Below are 16581 nucleotides of genomic sequence, written 5' to 3' on the forward strand. Positions count from 1 at the left end.
CTCACCGGTACTCCGACAGTCTGCGGTTGACGCCGAGCACGGCGCCCGCCGCCCCCAGGATCCCGAGGACCGCCGCGCCCGGGGGCAGCCCCGTCAGGGCGCCCCGGGCGTCCCCGGCGGAGCGGGTGAACTCGGCCTGCTCGTGCGCGAGGGCCCGCTCCAGGGCCGCGTCGACCTGGTCGAAGGACTGCCCGGTGGACCCCTTCGCGCCGACGATCCGGTCGAGCGCGCCCTCGTAGTCGCCGGCGTCGTCCTCGGCCCGCGCCTCCTTGTGGCGCTGCCGCCACTCGCCCGTGCGGGCGGCGGACTCCTCGACCGGGTCCCGGCCCGCGTCGTCGTCGGCGAGCTCCCGCGCCGAGGCGAGCGCCTCCGTCAGGGCGCCCATGCTCGCCGTGTAGTCGGCCTCGTACTTGTCGCCCTTGCCGTCCTCGGTGAGGACGGCGCCCCGGGCGACCACGGTCAGGTTCTCGTTGGCGCGGGCGGTGAGCGAGCTGATCCGGGCCGTGTTGAGGACCTGGAGGGACTCCTGCCCGTGCGCCCGGGCGTTGTCCAGCTCGGTCCGGGCGACGGTGTGCGCGGCGAGCAGCCAGAGCAGGACGGCGGCGGTGGCGGCGGTGGCGGCGAGCAGTCCGTGGTTGAAGACCCGGTGGGTGCGGGCGTAGGTGCGGTGCTGGGCCCAGCCGAGGGCGGCGAGGGCGACCAGGCCGAGCGCGAGCGAGGCGTAGGGCCGGGCGCGGGCCGCGTCGTCGTCCCGGTGGAGCCGCTCCGTCTCCGCCGCGTACAGCCGCTCGGCGGCGGGCAGCAGGACGGTGGTCATCTGCTGGTTGGCGTACCGCAGATAGGCGCCGCCCAGCGGCAGGCCCTGCCGGTTGGCGGCCCGGGCGCGCTCCACCAGGCCCGTGTAGCGCGGGAGCTGCTCGCCCAGGACGGTGATCTCGCGGACCGCCTCCGGCGAACCGTCCGTGTTCGCCGCGGCCTTGACCAGGAGCCGGGAGGCGGTGGCGACGTCCTTCGCGTACCGCTCGCGCGACGCGGCCGGTTCCAGGGTGCCGGCGAGGAACCCGCCGGCGGCGGTGGTGTCGGCGTCCGCGAGGGAGCGGTAGAGGGCGGCGGCGTCGGCGCTCAGCGGCTGGCTGCGGCCCACGACGTCGTCGGCGGCGGAGGCCCGGCCGGTGACCTCCAGGGCGGTGACGGCCCCGAACGCGACGACGAGCAGCGCCAGTACGGCCCCGAGGATCTGGAGCCGGCCGGGCTCGGTCGTCGTGGCCGTCCGCAGCCGTTCCCGCCCCACGGCCCAGGCCCCGCGCCCCGCGGGCGGTCCGGCGGGCAGCGTCGGCGACGGCCGCACCGGCGTCGGCTGCGCGGGCACGCCGACCGGGCGCGCGGGCGCCGGGCCCGTGCTCCGCGCCGCCGGTCCGGCCGGCGGGTTCGGCTGCTGTGTCACTTGACCTCCCCCTCGGTCGCTGACAGGACGGTCCGCCCCGGAGCGCCGGCGGACCGGCTCCGGTGGTGGACCACCCCGGCGAGCAGTATGGCCGCACGGGCCCTTCCGCACACCGGGATTGACTGGATCTTGTTCCTGACGGCTCCTATCGTGCCCCATGCCCCCCACGTGTCCGCGGGAGAACGCCCTCACCTTGAATACGTCCCCGGTCCGGGATCGGTTCCGGTCCGGGCGTCGCTCGAACAGGTGAACATGCGTGCGGGGCGCCCCCGCCGGACCGACGAGGACGCCCCGCACCCGCGCCCCTCACGCCCCGGAGCGCACCCGGGCCCGTTCACACCCCGTAGTGCTCCCGCAGATGCGCCGCCGCCGTCACCGGTGCCGCCGTCTCGTCCAGGGCGAGGAGCCCCGCCCCGAGGACCGGCGGCGCCGTCACGAAGCCGACCGCCGCCTTCGGCGCCCGCGCCGCCAGGAGCGCCCGGACGCGTTCCTCCAACTGCGGGTGGCGCGCGGCCAGCACGCTGCCGCCGAGCAGCACCGGCGCCGGTTCGTCCAGCAGCCCCAGCCGCCCGAGCGCCACCGACGCCATGGCCACGACCTCCTCCGCCAGCCGGTGCACGAGCGACAGGGCGACCGGATCGCCCGCCGCGCTCACCCGGAAGAGCACGGGCGTCAGTTCGTGCCGCCGCTCCATCGGGATCCGGCCCAGGTGCAGGGCCTCGATCAGCGCGTACATCGTCTCCAGGCCGAAGTGCGCGGGCAGCGCCCGCGACAGCCCGGTCGGCTCGCCGCGCCCGTCCTCGCCGCGCGCCGCGCACCACAGGGCCTCGTCGGCCATGCCGCCGCCACCGCCCCAGTCCCCGGAGATCTTCCCGATCGCGGGGAAGCGGGCGGTCCGTCCGTCCGGGGTCATCCCGACGCAGTTGATCCCGGCCCCGCACACCACCGCCACGCCCCGGGGCCCGTCGACCCCGGCCCGCAGGACGGCGAAGGTGTCGTTGTGCACCCGCACGGACCGGCTCCAGCCCCGGGAGAGCACCTCGTCCCGGAGCGCGGCCTCCTCCACGGGCAGGTCGGCGTTGGCGAGACAGGCCGTGACGTGCGCGAACTCCACCGGCACCCCGGCGTCGGCGCACGCCCGCGCCACGGTCTCCGCGAGCCCGTCCACCGCCGTCGCCACCCCCACCAGCGGGGGCTGGAACCCGCCGCCCCGGGCCGCCCCGAGGACGTGACCGTCCCCGGAGAGGACCGCGACGTCGGTCTTGCTGTTCCCCGCGTCGACCGCGAGGAGCGTCCCCGCGCCCGCCGCGGGGAGGGACCCGTTCACGCCCACGCGAGGTGCTCCCGGTTGTGCGCGATCAGCCGGTCCGTGAGCCCGTCGGCGTACGCGTACTGCCCGATCAGCGGGTGCGCGAGCAGCGCCTTGAAGACCCGGTCCCGGCCGCCGCGCAGCGCCGCCTCCAGGGCCAGGTCCTCGTAGGCCGTCACGTTCGCGACCAGACCGGCGTACAGCGGGTCCACCGGCGCGACCGGCAGCGGCGCCGCGCCCTCCGGACCGACCGCCGCCTGCGTCTCGATCACGGCGTCGTCCGGCAGGAACGGCAGCGTGCCGTTGTTGTACGTGTTCACCACCTGGTGCGGCGAACCGCCCCCGCCCAGGAGGGCGGCCGCCAGGTCCACGGCCGCCTCCGAGTAGAAGGCGCCGCCGCGCTTGGCGAGCAGGGCCGGCTTCTCGTCGAGCGCCGGGTCCCCGTACATCCCCAGGAGCTCCTTCTCCATCGCGGCGACCTCGGCGGCCCGCGAGGGCTTCTCGCCCAGCTCCCGCACCACCTCGTCGTGCGCGTAGAAGTAGCGCAGGTAGTACGAGGGGACGACGCCGAGCCGGTCCAGGACCGGGCGCGGCAGCCGCAGGTCGTCCGCGATCGCGTCGCCGTGCTCGGCGAGGAGCCGGGGCAGCACGTTCTCGCCGCCGGGGCCCCCGATCCGTACCGCCCGCTCCCACGTCAGGTGGTTGAGCCCGACGTGGTCCAGGTGCACGTCCGCCGGGGCCACGTCCAGGAGCGTGGCGAACTTGCGCTGGAAGCCGATGGCCACGTTGCACAGGCCGACGGCCCTGTGCCCGGCCTGGAGCAGGGCCCGCGTCACGATGCCGACGGGGTTGGTGAAGTCGATGATCCAGGCGTCCGGGTTGGTGCGCCGGACCCGCTCGGCGATGTCCAGGACCACCGGGACCGTGCGCAGCGCCTTGGCGAGGCCGCCGGCGCCGGTGGTCTCCTGGCCGACGCAGCCGCACTCCAGCGGCCAGGTCTCGTCCTTCTCGCGGGCGGCCTGCCCGCCGACCCGCAACTGGAGCAGGACGGCGTCGGCGCCCTCGACCCCGGCGTCGAGGTCGGAGGTGGTGGTGATCCGCCCGTCGTGCCCCTGTTTGGCGAAGATCCGCCGGGCGAGTCCGCCGACCAGGTCGAGCCGGTCGGCGGCCGGGTCGACGAGGACGAGTTCGGTGACCGGCAGGGTGTCGCGCAGCCGCGCGAACCCGTCGATCAGTTCGGGGGTGTAGGTGGAACCGCCCCCCACGACAGTGAGCTTCATGTGTGGTTCAGCCCTTCACTCCGGTCAGTGTGACTCCCTCGACGAACGCCTTCTGGGCGAAGAAGAAGACGAGGATCACGGGGGCCATGACCAGGACGGTCGCGGCCATGGTCAGGTTCCAGTCGGTGTGGTGCGCGCCCTTGAAGGACTCCAGGCCGTAGCTCAGGGTCCAGGCGCCGGGGTTCTCGGAGGCGTAGATCTGAGGCCCGAAGTAGTCGTTCCAGCAGAAGAAGAACTGGAAGAGGGCCACGGCGGCGATCCCCGGCCTGGCCATCGGGACCACGATCCTGAGCAGGGTGCGCAGTTCGCCGCACCCGTCGATCCGGGCGGCCTCCACGTACTCGTCGGGGATCGTGAGGAGGAACTGGCGCAGCAGGAAGACGGCGAAGGCGTCCCCGAACGCCATCGGGACGATCAGCGGCCACAGGGTGCCGGAGAGGTCCATCTGCTTCGCCCAGAACAGGTACATGGGGATGATCACGACCTGCGGCGGCAGCATCATCATCGAGATGACGAGCAGCATCGACAGGTGGCGGCCCCGGAAGCGGAACTTGGCGAGCGCGTACGCGACGGGGACCGAGGACACCACGACGAGGACGGTGCCGAGCCCGGCGTACAGCAGGGAGTTGCGCCACCAGGTGAGGAAGCCCTCGGTCTCGAAGACCCGGACGTAGTTGTCCCAGTGCCAGGAGTCCGGCGTCAGGTCCCGGGTGAGCGCCTGCTGGTCGCTCATCAGGGAGGTCAGGAACACGAAGACGAACGGGAGCACGAAGAACAGGGCGGCGGCGACGCCGAGCGCGTGCACGGCGATCCAGTGCAGCAGCGCCTTGCGCCGGGCCCGCTTCCCCTCGGGGGTCGGGGCGGTGGCGGTGAGGGTCGTCATGGTTCAGTCACCCGAGCCGATCAGGCCGCCGCGCCGGCGCATCAGGAGCGCGGTGAAGGCCATGGAGAAGACGAAGAGCACCAGGGCCACCACGCAGGAGGCGCCGTAGTTGAACTGGCTGAAGCCGAGGCTCTGGACGAGCTGCGGCAGGGTGAGCGTGGAGTCGTCCGGATAGCCGGGGACGAAGGTGACGCCGGAGCCGCCCATCACGCCCGAGGCGACCTTGGAGGCCACGATCGGCTGCGTGTAGTACTGCATCGCGCCGATGATCCCGGTGACCACCGCGAAGAGGACGATCGGCGCGATGTTGGGCAGCGTGATGTGCCGGAACCGCTGCCGGGGGGAGGCGCCGTCCAGTTCGGCGGCCTCGTACTGCTCCTTCGGCACGTCGAGCAGCGCGGCCATGAAGATGACCATGAGGTCGCCGACGCCCCACACGGCGAGGGCGGTGAGGGCCGGTTTGGACCAGGCCGGGTCGTTGAACCAGGCGGGGGCGGGCAGGCCGACCGCCTCCAGGAGCGCGTTGACCGGTCCTGTGCCGGGGTTGAGCAGGAAGACGAAGGCGAGCGTGGCGGCCACCGGCGGGGCCAGGTACGGCAGGTAGAAGAGGGTCCGGAAGATCCCGGCGCCCGTCTTGATCTTGGTGATCAGCAGGCCGGTGCCGAGGCCGAAGACGACCCGGCAGGCGACCATGACGACGCAGAGCCAGAGGGTGTTGCGCAGGGCCGGCCAGAACTGCGGGAAGTCGGTGAAGACGTACGACCAGTTGTCGAGGCCCCGCCACTCGGGCGGGTTGAGGCCGTCGTACCGCATGAAGGAGAAGTAGACGGTGGAGACGAGCGGATAGGCGAAGAAGACGCCGAATCCGATCAGCCAGGGCGACAGGAACGCCAGGGTGCGCAGGGCGTCGCGGCGGCGCTTCGACCGCAGTGTGTTCCGTCCCCCGGGGGAGGGGGCGGCAGGGGCGGCCGCCTCCTTCGCGGGCAGGGTGTCCGTGCTCATGGGCGGTGTCCGGCCGTCACTTCGCCGCGGCGATGTCGCGGTCGATCTGGGCCGCGGTGTCGGCGAGCCCCTTCTTCAGGTCCGTGACCTCGCCCTTCTCGTACCGCTGGGAGAACTTCTGGAGGGTGTCCTGGTAGGCGGAGCCGTTGACGGCGCCGTCCGAGGTGGTGGAGGCGGGGTGCCGGGCGATGTCCAGGAAGGTCTTGAAGCGCGGGTCGAACGCCAGCTTCGGGGACTTCAGCGCCTCCAGGGTGGAGGGCACGTTGCCGATGTCGTGGGCGAAGGCCACCACGGCGTCGGTGTCCGTGGTCATGAACTTCACCAGCTCCCAGGCCGCGTTCTGCTTCCGGCTCTGCGGCGCGATGCCCATGATCGTGCCGGAGAGGTAGCCCTTGCCGTACTCGGCCGCCTCGTCGTCCGCGACCGGCAGCGGCGCGACGCCGATCTCGAAGCCCGGCTTCGCGTCCTCGGCGAACTTCAGCCGCCACTCGCCGTCGAGCTGCATGGCGACCTGGCCGGTGTGGAAGGGGTGCTTGGGGCCCCACTCGTCACCGAAGGTCGTGCGGTACCTGTCGAGCTTCCGGAACCCGCCCAGCGCGTCCACCAGGGACTTCTGGTACGTCATCATCGCGGCGAACGCCGGGTCCTTCGCGACGGCCGACTTCCCGTCCGCGTCGAAGTACCCGCCGTGCTTCCACTGCGACATGTAGTGCGAGACGACCGTCTCGTAGCCGAGGTAGGTCGGCATGAAGCCGAGCCGCTCGTACGAGTCGCCCTTGGGCTTGGTCAGCTTCTTCGCGACCTCGGTGAACTCGGACCAGGTCTTCGGCGGGGCCTCGGGGTCCAGGCCGGCGTCCCTGAACGCGTCCTTGTTGTAGTAGAGCCCGTACGCGTCGGAGAGCAGCGGCAGGCTGCACCGCCGGCCCTCGAACCGCGTGTAGTCCTGGAGGACCTTCGGGAAGGTCTTGTCCAGGTCCAGCTTCGACTTCTCTATGAAGGGCTTCAGGTCCGCGAGGGCGCCCGAGGCGCAGAACTTGCCGACGTTGGACGTGGTGAAGGAGGAGACGACGTCCGGTCCGTTCGAGCCGCCCGCGCGCAGGGCCTGGCCGAGCTTGTCGTCGTTGATGCCGCCGACGAGCTTCACCTCGATGTTCGGGTGGGCCTTCTCGAAGCGGGCGACGTTCGCCTCGATCGCCTTGACCTCGGCGGGCGCCGACCAGCCGTGCCAGAAGGTGATGGTCGTCCTCGCGTTCGGGTCGTCGGCGGCCGCGTCGTCCGCCGAGCCGGTACAGGCGGAGGCGAGGAGGGCGAGCGAGGCGGTGGCGGCGAGCGCGGCGACGGCTCTGCGCGTGCGGACGGGCATGACGGTTCTCCCTGGGGCGGGGCGGAGGGGACGCGGGGTCAGCGGGACGTGTCGAAGACCTCGTCGCGGGTGGCGGCGAGGGCGCTTTCGAGGGCCCCGCGCAGGACGGGACGCCGGGGCACGGCGGCGAGGACGAGGCGCGGCCGGGAGGCGGCCAGGTCGGCGAGCGCGGACTGCACGCGGGCGCGCAGGGGTTCGCCGCCGGAGACGAGGACCTCGCCGGAGAGCACGATCAGCTCGGGGTCGAGGACCGCGACGACGGAGGAGAGGCCGATGGCGACCCGTTCGGCGTACCGGTCGAGCAGGGCCGCGTACCGGGGGTCCTCGTCCGCCGCCCCGGCGGCGTGCGCGAGCAGCCCGGACGCCACCGGCACGTACGGCTGCTCGGGGGTGTCGATGCCGAGGGCGCGGGCGATCCGGGGCACGGACTGGACCCCGGCGAGTTCCTGGAAGCCGCCGGAGTTGGCCTTGGCCACCTGCCGCACGAGCGGGGTGCCGGGCACGGGCATGAAGCCGACCTCGCCGGCGCCGCCGGTGAAGCCCCGGTGCAGCCGCCCGCCCAGGACGAGGGCGGCGCCGATGCCCTCCTCGTTCCAGAGCAGGGCGAAGTCGGAGTGGCCCCGGGCGGCGCCCAGGCGCTGCTCGGCCAGGGCGACGAGGTTGACGTCGTTCTCGTACTCGAACGGCATCGGCAGGGCGGCGGCCAGCTCCTCCAGGAGGGTGGGGGAGTGCCAGCCGGGCAGGTGGGAGGCGTACCGCAGGCGCCCGGTGGCCGGGTCGAAGGCGCCGGGGGTGCCGATGACCAGGCGCCGCACGTCCTCGCGGGCGATCCCGGCCGCCTTCACGGCCCCGTCGAGGGCCTCGGTGACCTGGCCGACGACCCCGGCGGCGGAGCGGCCGGGGGTGGGCAGCTCGGCCTCGCCGACGATCTCGCCGGTGACGTCGGCGACGGCGGCGCGGATGCGGCGGGTGGTGACGTCGAGGCCTGCGGCGTACGCGGCGCGCGCGTTCACCGAGTAGAGCTGGGCGTTCGGTCCGGGGCGGCCCTCGGTGGTGCCGGTGGCGACGACGAGCCCGGCCGCTTCGAGGCGGGCGAGCAACTGGGAGGCGGTCGGCTTGGAGAGCCCGGTGAGCTTGCCGATCCGGGTCCGCGAGAGCGGCCCGTGCTCCAGGAGCAGGTCCAGGGCGGCCCGGTCGTTCATGGCCCGCAGCACGCGGGGCGTGCCGGGGGTCCCCGGAGTCGTACCGGCCATGGGGTGCGCACCTGCCCTTGCACTGTTAGGAAAGTTTCCTATTGAGTGGAAGGAAAATAAGTCGCCCGTCACCGGCCCGTCAATACCCGGGAACGCGCGAAGCCCCCGTAGGCGACGGAATCGTTGCCGGAGGGGGCTTCGGGTGGCTCGGGTGGGAGCTTGAACAGATAGCGCCGGGATCCACCGGACAGTGCGGGGGTCTACCGGAGAGCGCCGGGACCTACTTGGAGAGGTCCTTCGGCAGCGGGGTCGCCGCCGCCGACTGCGGCGAGGTCGCGTTGGCGAAGACCGAGGGGGCCGCCATGCCCGCCGTCGGGTCGGCCGCCGCCTCCTCAGCCGGGGCCGGGAGCCCGCCCACGATCCGGATGCCGGCCTCGTCCAGGCCCCGCTTGATCCGCCAGCGCAGCTCGCGCTCCACGCCGAGCGCCTTGCCCGGCATCGTCTTCGCCGCGACCCGGACCGTCATCGAGTCGAGCAGCACCTCGTTCAGGCCGAGGACCTCCACCGGACCCCACAGGCGCTCGTTCCACGGCTCCTCCTTGGCCATGGCCTCCGCCGCCTCGGTGATCACCGACCGCACCCGGTCCAGGTCCTCCGTCGGCCGGACCGTCACGTCCACGGCCGCCGTCGCCCAGCCCTGGCTGAGGTTCCCTATCCGCTTGATCTCGCCGTTGCGCACGTACCAGATCTCGCCGTCCACGCCGCGCAGCTTGGTCACCCGCAGACCCACCTCGACGACCTCGCCGGAGGCCACGCCCGCGTCGACCGAGTCGCCGACGCCGTACTGGTCCTCCAGGATCATGAAGACGCCGGAGAGGAAGTCGGTCACCAGGTTCCGCGCGCCGAAACCGATCGCCACACCGGCCACACCGGCCGACGCCAGCAGCGGCGCCAGGTCGATCTTGAAGGCGCCGAGGATCATCAGGCCCGCCGTGCCCAGGATCAGGAAGGACGCCACCGAGCGCAGCACCGACCCGATGGCCTCCGAGCGCTGCCGCCGCCGCTCGGTGTTGACGAGGAGACCGCCCAGGGCCGTCCCCTCCACCGCCTGAGCCGAGCGGTTCATCCGCTCGATCAGCTTCGTCAGGGCCCGGCGGACGGCCATCCGCAGGAGCAGCGCGACGACCAGGATCAGGAGGATGCGCAGGCCGGTGTTCAGCCAGGTGGACCAGTTCTCCTCCACCCAGGTGGCGGCGCTGGTGGCCCGCTCCGCGGCCTCGTCCAGGGTCACCGGCATGGGTTCGGGTTCGGTGGCAGCCGCCAGGGCGGACCAGGACACGGGACAACCTCCAGGCATCGCGTACGCAGGCCATCCACAGTAACGGGACGCCGGACGCGGTCCCGTCGTCCCGTTCGAGGGAGAGACGGACCTCACCCGGGAAGGAAGAAGGGGATGCCGTTGCGGTCGGGGACCCCCGGTGTGGTCGACAACACCCCGGGCCCCTCACCCCGATACCGATACGTGGTGGCGCTCCGACCAGGCATGAGGAGAGACTGGGAGCAGTTCGTCCCGGCGCGAGCCACGCGCCGCCGGCGCCATAGGAGGCATCCGTGCCGCATGTCCTGGTCCTCAACGCGTCGTACGAGCCGCTCGGCGTCGTACCGCTCCGCCGCGCACTCGTCCTCGTCCTGGAGAACAAGGCTCTCTGCCTCGAGGAGTCCGGCGCCTTCCTGCACAGCGAGACCCAAGTCGTCCCCGCGCCCAGCGTGGTGCGGCTGAAGCGCTTCGTGCGGGTCCCCTACCGGGGGCCCGTTCCCTTGACCCGCCGGGCCCTCTTCGCCCGCGACGGCGGGCGCTGCGCGTACTGCGGGGCCGTCGCGACCAGCGTCGACCACGTGGTCCCGCGCAGCCGCGGGGGCACGCACGCGTGGGAGAACGTGGTGGCCGCCTGCCGTCGCTGCAACCACGTCAAGGCCGACCGGCACCTGCGCGAGCTCGGATGGCGGCTGCGCCACCCACCGGCCCCGCCGACCGGCCTGGCCTGGCGGATCATCGGAACCGGCCACCGGGACCCGCGCTGGCTGCCGTACCTGCGGCCGTACGGCGCCGAGGACGTGATGGCCCGGATCGACTCCGTCGCGGAGACCCCCGTAGGGGCGCTCACGACGGGTTGAACCGGGCCTTTCGCGTACGCGGGAGCCTCCGGCACGGCCTGCGGCACGTCCCTCAGGGGGCGGGCCGCTCCTCCGGCGCGCCCGGGGGCGCGGTCCCGGGGGCTCCGGGGGCCTCCGGAGCCGTCACGGGCTTCTCCGGCCGCCCCGCCCCGGGCCCTTCGGGGGCCTTCGGCCTCTCCGGGACCTTCGGCTCCGCCGGGGTCTTCGGCTTCTCCGGCGGCGCCACCGCGTACGTCTCCACCGACCAGAGCGAGTAGCCGAAGCGGGTCGCCCGCTTCTCGCCCTGGACCCGCAGGAAGCGCGTGTCCGCCGCGTCCATCCGGACCGACTCCCGGCCGCCCCTGCCCTCCGCGACCGTCGCCGCCGTGCGCCACACCCGGCCGTCCGCCGAGACCTGGACGCGGTAGCGGGAGGCGTACGCGTCCTGCCAGTGCAGCACCACCTGCCCTATCCGGGCCGGCGCGGGCAGTTCGAGCTGCCACCAGGCGCCGTCCTCCGCCGGGGAGGACCAGCGGGTGGCGGGATCGCCGTCCGCGGCCGAGGAGGCCGGGAAGTCGGGGGTCTCGTCGCCCGACGAGGAGGCCGTCGCCGTCCGCGCCAGATCGGGGCCCGCCGTACGGGGGAAGGCCCGGACCGTCAGGACCCGCTCCTCGCCCGCGAAGGACACCGGCACCCGGTACGCGCCGGCCGGCACGTCCGCCGCCACCGACACCTCCAGGGGCACGCGCGTGCGGGCGCCGCGCTCCACCGCCGCCTGTTTCGGCAGCCGGACCGCGATCCCCTTCGGGGCCCTCGCCGTCAGCGGCCCGCTCACCCCGCCCGCGCGCCGGCCCGTCAGCTCCACGTCCACCCGCTGCGCCGGGCCGCCGATCTCCGCGTCCGTCTCCGTGCGGGCCAGGGCGACCCCGGCGCGCGGCCCGTCCGCGAACCACGGCACCAGGGAGCGCACCGCGGGGGCCGGGGCCCCCTCGCTCCACGCGACCCGCAGCGCCTCGGCCCGCAGCCCCTTGAGGTCGGTCTGCGTCCACCCCGACGACGACAGCGGGCCGAGCGGGCGCCACCCCTCACCGGGGACGTACGCCTCCACGCGCGCGTCCGTGCCCGCGCGGCCGCCGTCCGGGCCCGGTTCGGCGAGCACCGTCAGGGACTCCACGGACCGCGCCCGGTCGAGCCGCACGGTGTACGAACCGGGGGCCCGCTCGGTCCGCGCCGCCGGGGTCCGGTCGGTACCGGTCCAGGCCGCCGCCTCCTTCGCCACGCGCGTGAGGAACGGGTCGAGGACCCCCGCGCCGACCGTCACCCGGCTCGTGTCCAGGGCCTTCCGCGCCCCTTCGAGCTCCAGTTGCGCCCGCCAGGCCGCCGCGCCGTCGCCGCGCCCCTGGGCGAGCAGCACGTCGACCGCCCGCTCGCCCGCCAGGCCGTACCGGGAGAGCTGCTCCAGCCACGGCCCCGTCTCGTCGTCGAAGGTGCCGCCCGCGGTGGCCGTGAGCCGTTCGGGGGCCCGGCGCATCACGGTGAAGGCGTCCCGCAGCGCGCGCGCCGCCCGCTCCCGCGCACCCTTGTCCGCGCCCGCGCGGGCGTCCCAGAAGGCGGCCAGGAGCGGCTTCAGATAGGCCGATTCGCCCGCCGGGGCGAGGATCGAGGAGGCACCGTTCCCGGCGAGCGCCCGCAGCGCCTCGCGGGCGGCCGGGTCCGGGCCCGCGAGGTCGTCGACGGCGGCCCGCCAGGACTCCTCGGGCCGGTAGCCCTTCGGGTTCCAGGCGTAGTCGGCGGTGGTGAACAGCGGCACGCGGGAGGCGGTCGCCTGTTCCATGGCGTGGGCGAGGTAGGCGGCGGAACCGGCGGCCACGGCCGGCTCCCGGCCCGTCGCGGGACCGAGGAACAGCCGGTCCTGCGCGTAGTCGTTGACCGGGTAGTTGTCCATGGTGACCAGCGGGTGGTCCAGCGCCCTCCGAGCGCCGGCCAGTTCGCCGCCGGTGATCGTGCGCGGCACGACGCCGACCCCGGTCCACGCCACCCGCACGTCCGCGTCGAGCGCCTCGGCGAGCTTCGTCCGGTACGCGGTCGACCCGTCCTGGTAGTACTCCGTCGGCATCACCGTCAGCGGCTCGCCGTCCGGGTGCCGTTCGGCCAGGTGCCGGGCGACCGTGTTCGCCACGCGCGCGTGGGCGGCGGCAGCGGCCTCGGGGCCCCGCCCGAAGGCGTCGGCGTCCCGGGAGCAGTGCCACTCGTCGTACGAGGCGTCCTGGAACTGGAGCTGGAAGGAGCGCACCCCGAGCGCCCACATGTCGTCGAGCTTCCGGGTCAGCGCCGCCACGTCGGCGGACGAGGCCAGGCACATGGACTGAGCGGGCGACACGGCCCAGCCGAGCGTCACGTGGTTGGCGCGGGCCCGCTCCGCGAGCGCGCGGAACTCCGCCCGCTGCGCGGCCGGGTAGGGCTCCCGCCACTGGAGCTGGCGGTACGGGTCGTCCCCGGGCGCGTACAGATAGCGGTTCTGCTTGGTCCGGCCCAGGAAGTCGAGCTGCGCGAGCCGCTGTTCCCGGGTCCACGGGCTCCCGTAGAAGCCCTCGGTGACGCCGCGCTCGGCCGTGCCGGGCCAGTCCCGGACGACGACCCCGGGCACCTCGCGGTCGGAGCCGAGGAGCTGACGCAGCGTCTGCACGGCGTGGAACAGACCGTCCTCGCCGACCCCGTCCAGGACGACGGTCTCCCGCCCCCCGAACCGGCCCGTGGCGAGCCGGTAGCCGCCGCGCGGCAGGTCGAAGCGCTCGGGGACGCCCAGGGCGGTCAGCGCCTCCTCCGCGCCCTCCCCGGCGGGCCCGGCGGCCCGGACCACCGGTCCCCGGCCGGGCAGCCCGGTGTGGACGGTCCGCACCCCGGCCGCCCGCAGCAGCTCGCGCAGGGCGGCGAGGGCGTACGGATCGGCGTCGGCGTCCGCGAGCAGCGTCACCTCGTCCCCGAGCCGTACGGAGGGCCCGGAGCCGGCCAGGGACTGCGGCCGGGGCCAGACGGCGGGCACGCGCGCGGAGTCGGGGGCGGCGCTCGCCGGAGAAGCCGGGGAGCCCGCCGGGGGAGAGGCGGAGGCCTTCGGGTTCGCGGGGATCCGTGAAGGCGCGGGAGGGGCCGGGACCGCGGAGGTCCGCGAGGGCGTGGGAGCCGCGGGGGCGGCCGGCACCCTCGGGAGCGCCTGTGCCGCCCCCGGGACGCCCCCGCCGAGGAGGCCGCCGATGACCGCGGCGGCGACGGCCGTCGCGGTGCGCCTGCTGCGCCCGAGGTGCACGGGGTCTCCCTTCGGCAGGGCCGGCCGCTCCGCCGGTTGGTCACGAGTCGGTCACGAGCCCACCACCCGTCGCACGCGAGTGTCAATGCGCATGGCCGATGTGTCGGCTTTGCCCGGTGGCTCGTCGGCGAGGTGACGTCACTTCGTCACCTTCCGCCGGTAAAACGAGGTGCGGTGGGTATGGCTCAGTCGTTGTCCAGGTCCCACCTGTCGAGACGAACCGGGAGACCCCCGTGACCACGACCGCCCGCAACGGACGGATACGGATTCCGCAGCAGTCGGCGCCCGCCGGCGAACCGCTCACCAGCGAACCGCCGCTGCCCGACGCGTCCCCCCTCACCAGCGAGCCCCCGCTGACCGCGGAGGCCCCTCTGACCAGCGAACCCACCGCCCCCGTCGACGCGGGCGGCCCGGAGTCCCCCGGAGTGTGAAGTGACCCTGGCCCGTCTCGCCGCCCGTCACGGCGTCGCCACCGTCCACAGCCCCGCCGACGGCGGCGACGTGCCCGTGCCGGAGACCACCGTGGTGGCCGTCCTCGCCGCCCTGGGCGTGGACGCGTCCACGCCGGAGGCGGTCGCGGCCGCCCTCGAAGCGGCGGAACGCGCCGACCGGGAGCGCCTGTTGCCCCCGACCCTGGTCCACTGGCGGACCGGGGACGGGAGCGACGGCCCCGGCGCCGCCCCGCGCGAGGAGGCCGGCCCGTGCGGGGGGACCGACCTACGCGAGGGGACCGGCCCGCGCGAAGGGGCCGACCCGCAAGCGCAACTCCCCGCGCACCTCGGGGACGCCCCCCTCCGCCCCCCGTCCCACCTCCCGCCCGGCACCCGCCTCCAGGTCGTCACCGAGGACGGCGCCGTCGTCATCGGCGAGGACTGGTCGGAGCTGCCCCTCGGCGTCCACACGGTCGAGGCCGAGGCCCCCGACGGGCGCACGGCCACCGGCACCCTGATCGTGAGCCCCGCGCGCGTACCCGGGCCGGACCGGCGCGCGTACGGCCTCCTCGTCCAGCTCTACTCGCTGCTCTCCACCCGCTCCTGGGGCATGGGCGACCTCGGCGACCTGCGCGAGCTCGTCACCTGGGCGGGCCGACGGCACGGCGCCGGGTTCGTCCAGGTCAACCCGCTCCACGCGGGCGTGCCCGGCGCGCCCGCCGACCCCTCCCCGTACCGCCCCTCCTCGCGCCGCTTCCCGGACCCCGTCCACCTGCGGATCGAGGAGATCCCCGAGTACGCCCTGATCGGCCCCGAGCGCCGCGAGGAGCTGGACCGGATCCTCGCCGACGCGGCCGAACTGCGCGAGCGGGTCCTCGGCAAGGGCGCCCTGATCGACCGGGACGCGGTCTGGGAGGTCAAGCGGCGGGCCCTGGAGCTGCTCCTCACGAGCGTGGACCTCGGCCCCGGCCGGCGCGCCGACTTCCACGACTTCCTGGCCGGGCGGGGCCGTGCCCTGGAGGACCACGCCACCTACCAGGCCCTCGCCGAGCGGCACGGCCCCCACTGGCGCTCCTGGCCCGAGGCGCTGCGCACCCCGCGCGCTGCGGAGGCGGCCGTGCGCGCCGATCCCGCCCTGGCCGCCCGCGTCGACTTCCACTGCCGGCTCGCCTGGCTGACGGACCGGCAGCTCGCGGACGCCGCCGGGGCCGCCCGCGAGGCCGGGATGGCGGTCGGGATCGTCCACGACCTGGCGGTCGGGGTCCACCCGGAGGGTTCGGACGCCTGGGCCGGCCAGGAGGCCTTCGCCGCCGGCATGTCGGTCGGCGCCCCGCCCGACGCCTTCAACGCCCGGGGCCAGGACTGGGGCCTGCCGCCCTGGCGGCCCGACGCCCTCGCCGCCGCTGGCTACGCCCCGTACCGCGGGCTCCTGCGCGAACTCCTGCGCCACGCGGGCGCGCTGCGCATCGACCACGTGATGGGCCTCTTCCGGCTCTGGTGGGTGCCGGAGGGCCGCGAGCCCACCGAGGGCACGTACGTCCGGTACGACGCCGAGGCGATGCTCGCCGTCCTCGTCCTGGAGGCGCACCGCGCCGGGGCCCTGGTCATCGGCGAGGACCTCGGCACGGTCGAGCCGGGGGTGCGGGAGGAGCTGGCGCGGCGCGGGGTGTTCGGGACCTCCGTGCTCTGGTTCGAGCGGGACTGGGCGGGCACCGGCCGCCCGCTGCCCCCGGAGGAGTGGCGCGCGGAGTGCGTGGCCACCGCCACCACCCACGACCTGCCCTCCACCGCCGCCCGGCTCTCCGGCGACCACGTCGTGCTGCGGCACCGGCTCGGGCTGCTCCCCGGCGACCTGGAGCGCGAGCGGGTGGCGGACCGGGCCGAGACCGCCGAGTGGCGCGGCCTGTTCGAGCGGCTCGGACTGCTCCCGGAGGGTCCGGGGGAGGAGGCCGAGATCCGGGCCGTCCACCGGTACCTGCTCGCCACCCCGGCCCGGATGGTCGGGGTCTGGCTGCCGGACGCCGTGGGGGACCGCCGACCGCAGAACCTGCCGGGCACCTGGGACGAGTACCCCAACTGGCGGCTGCCGGTCGCGGGCCCCGACGGGCAGCCGCTCACCCTGGAGCGGCTCGCCGCCTCGCCCCGGGCGCACGCCCTCCTGAGCGAGCTGCACGCCCGTACGGCACCCCCGGGCGCGCGGCGCGTTTAGGCGTTCGCT

At 74.8% G+C, this 16581-nt stretch carries 12 protein-coding genes; 3 read left to right on the forward strand and 9 right to left on the reverse strand.

All coding sequences use genetic code 11. The features are described from left to right. Window position 1: 1 nt before the first annotated feature. From ACFYNX_RS06625 to ACFYNX_RS06660, 8 genes are all read right to left on the reverse strand, one after another. Complete coding sequence (locus tag ACFYNX_RS06625) at window positions 2-1444, reverse strand: hypothetical protein (RefSeq protein ID WP_388658389.1); 1443 nt, start codon at window positions 1442-1444, stop codon at window positions 2-4. Window positions 1445-1778: 334 nt separating this feature from the next. Continuing rightward, the gene (locus tag ACFYNX_RS06630) at window positions 1779-2777 is read right to left on the reverse strand and encodes an N-acetylglucosamine kinase (RefSeq protein WP_388658392.1); all 999 of its coding nucleotides are present in this window, start codon (window positions 2775-2777) and stop codon (window positions 1779-1781) included. Further along, a complete protein-coding gene (locus tag ACFYNX_RS06635) occupies window positions 2768-4033 on the reverse strand; it encodes a 6-phospho-beta-glucosidase (RefSeq protein ID WP_388658394.1) in 1266 nt (421 codons plus the stop codon). Before ACFYNX_RS06635 ends, ACFYNX_RS06630 begins: the two co-directional genes overlap by 10 nt. 7 nt (window positions 4034-4040) lie before the next feature. Next, window positions 4041-4916, reverse strand: coding sequence for a carbohydrate ABC transporter permease (locus ACFYNX_RS06640; RefSeq protein ID WP_365538356.1), 876 nt, complete (start codon window positions 4914-4916; stop codon window positions 4041-4043). Window positions 4917-4919: 3 nt separating this feature from the next. Next, the gene (locus ACFYNX_RS06645) at window positions 4920-5918 is read right to left on the reverse strand and encodes a carbohydrate ABC transporter permease (RefSeq protein WP_388658397.1); all 999 of its coding nucleotides are present in this window, start codon (window positions 5916-5918) and stop codon (window positions 4920-4922) included. Between the two features lie 16 nt (window positions 5919-5934). Further along, a complete protein-coding gene (locus tag ACFYNX_RS06650; RefSeq protein ID WP_388658400.1) occupies window positions 5935-7281 on the reverse strand; it encodes an ABC transporter substrate-binding protein in 1347 nt (448 codons plus the stop codon). 38 nt (window positions 7282-7319) lie between these two features. After that, window positions 7320-8534, reverse strand: a complete 1215-nt coding sequence (locus tag ACFYNX_RS06655) for an ROK family transcriptional regulator (RefSeq protein ID WP_365538350.1) — start codon at window positions 8532-8534, stop codon at window positions 7320-7322. A 220-nt stretch (window positions 8535-8754) separates the two neighbouring features. Next, window positions 8755-9831, reverse strand: coding sequence for a mechanosensitive ion channel family protein (locus ACFYNX_RS06660; RefSeq protein WP_388658403.1), 1077 nt, complete (start codon window positions 9829-9831; stop codon window positions 8755-8757). Between the two features lie 254 nt (window positions 9832-10085). On the opposite strand from ACFYNX_RS06660, the gene ACFYNX_RS06665 reads away from it, so the two are divergent. Next, window positions 10086-10649: an HNH endonuclease gene (locus tag ACFYNX_RS06665; RefSeq protein ID WP_125665126.1), complete on the forward strand. Its 564-nt coding sequence runs from the start codon at window positions 10086-10088 to the stop codon at window positions 10647-10649. 52 nt (window positions 10650-10701) lie between these two features. On the opposite strand, the gene ACFYNX_RS06670 is transcribed toward ACFYNX_RS06665, so the two are convergent. Beyond that, window positions 10702-13932 (reverse strand): beta-N-acetylglucosaminidase domain-containing protein, encoded by a 3231-nt coding sequence (locus ACFYNX_RS06670; RefSeq protein ID WP_388658407.1) that lies wholly within the window; start codon window positions 13930-13932, stop codon window positions 10702-10704. Window positions 13933-14165: 233 nt separating this feature from the next. On the opposite strand from ACFYNX_RS06670, the gene ACFYNX_RS06675 reads away from it, so the two are divergent. Together ACFYNX_RS06675 and malQ are read left to right on the forward strand one after the other, a co-directional pair. After that, window positions 14166-14363, forward strand: a complete 198-nt coding sequence (locus tag ACFYNX_RS06675; RefSeq protein WP_365538344.1) for a hypothetical protein — start codon at window positions 14166-14168, stop codon at window positions 14361-14363. 1 nt (window position 14364) lies between these two features. Beyond that, window positions 14365-16572: a 4-alpha-glucanotransferase gene (gene malQ / locus ACFYNX_RS06680; RefSeq protein WP_388658410.1), complete on the forward strand. Its 2208-nt coding sequence runs from the start codon at window positions 14365-14367 to the stop codon at window positions 16570-16572. Window positions 16573-16581: the final 9 nt, after the last annotated feature.

Origin of the sequence: Streptomyces sp. NPDC007872 (assembly GCF_042868165.1) — a bacterium.
Taxonomy (GTDB): Bacteria; Actinomycetota; Actinomycetes; order Streptomycetales; family Streptomycetaceae; genus Streptomyces.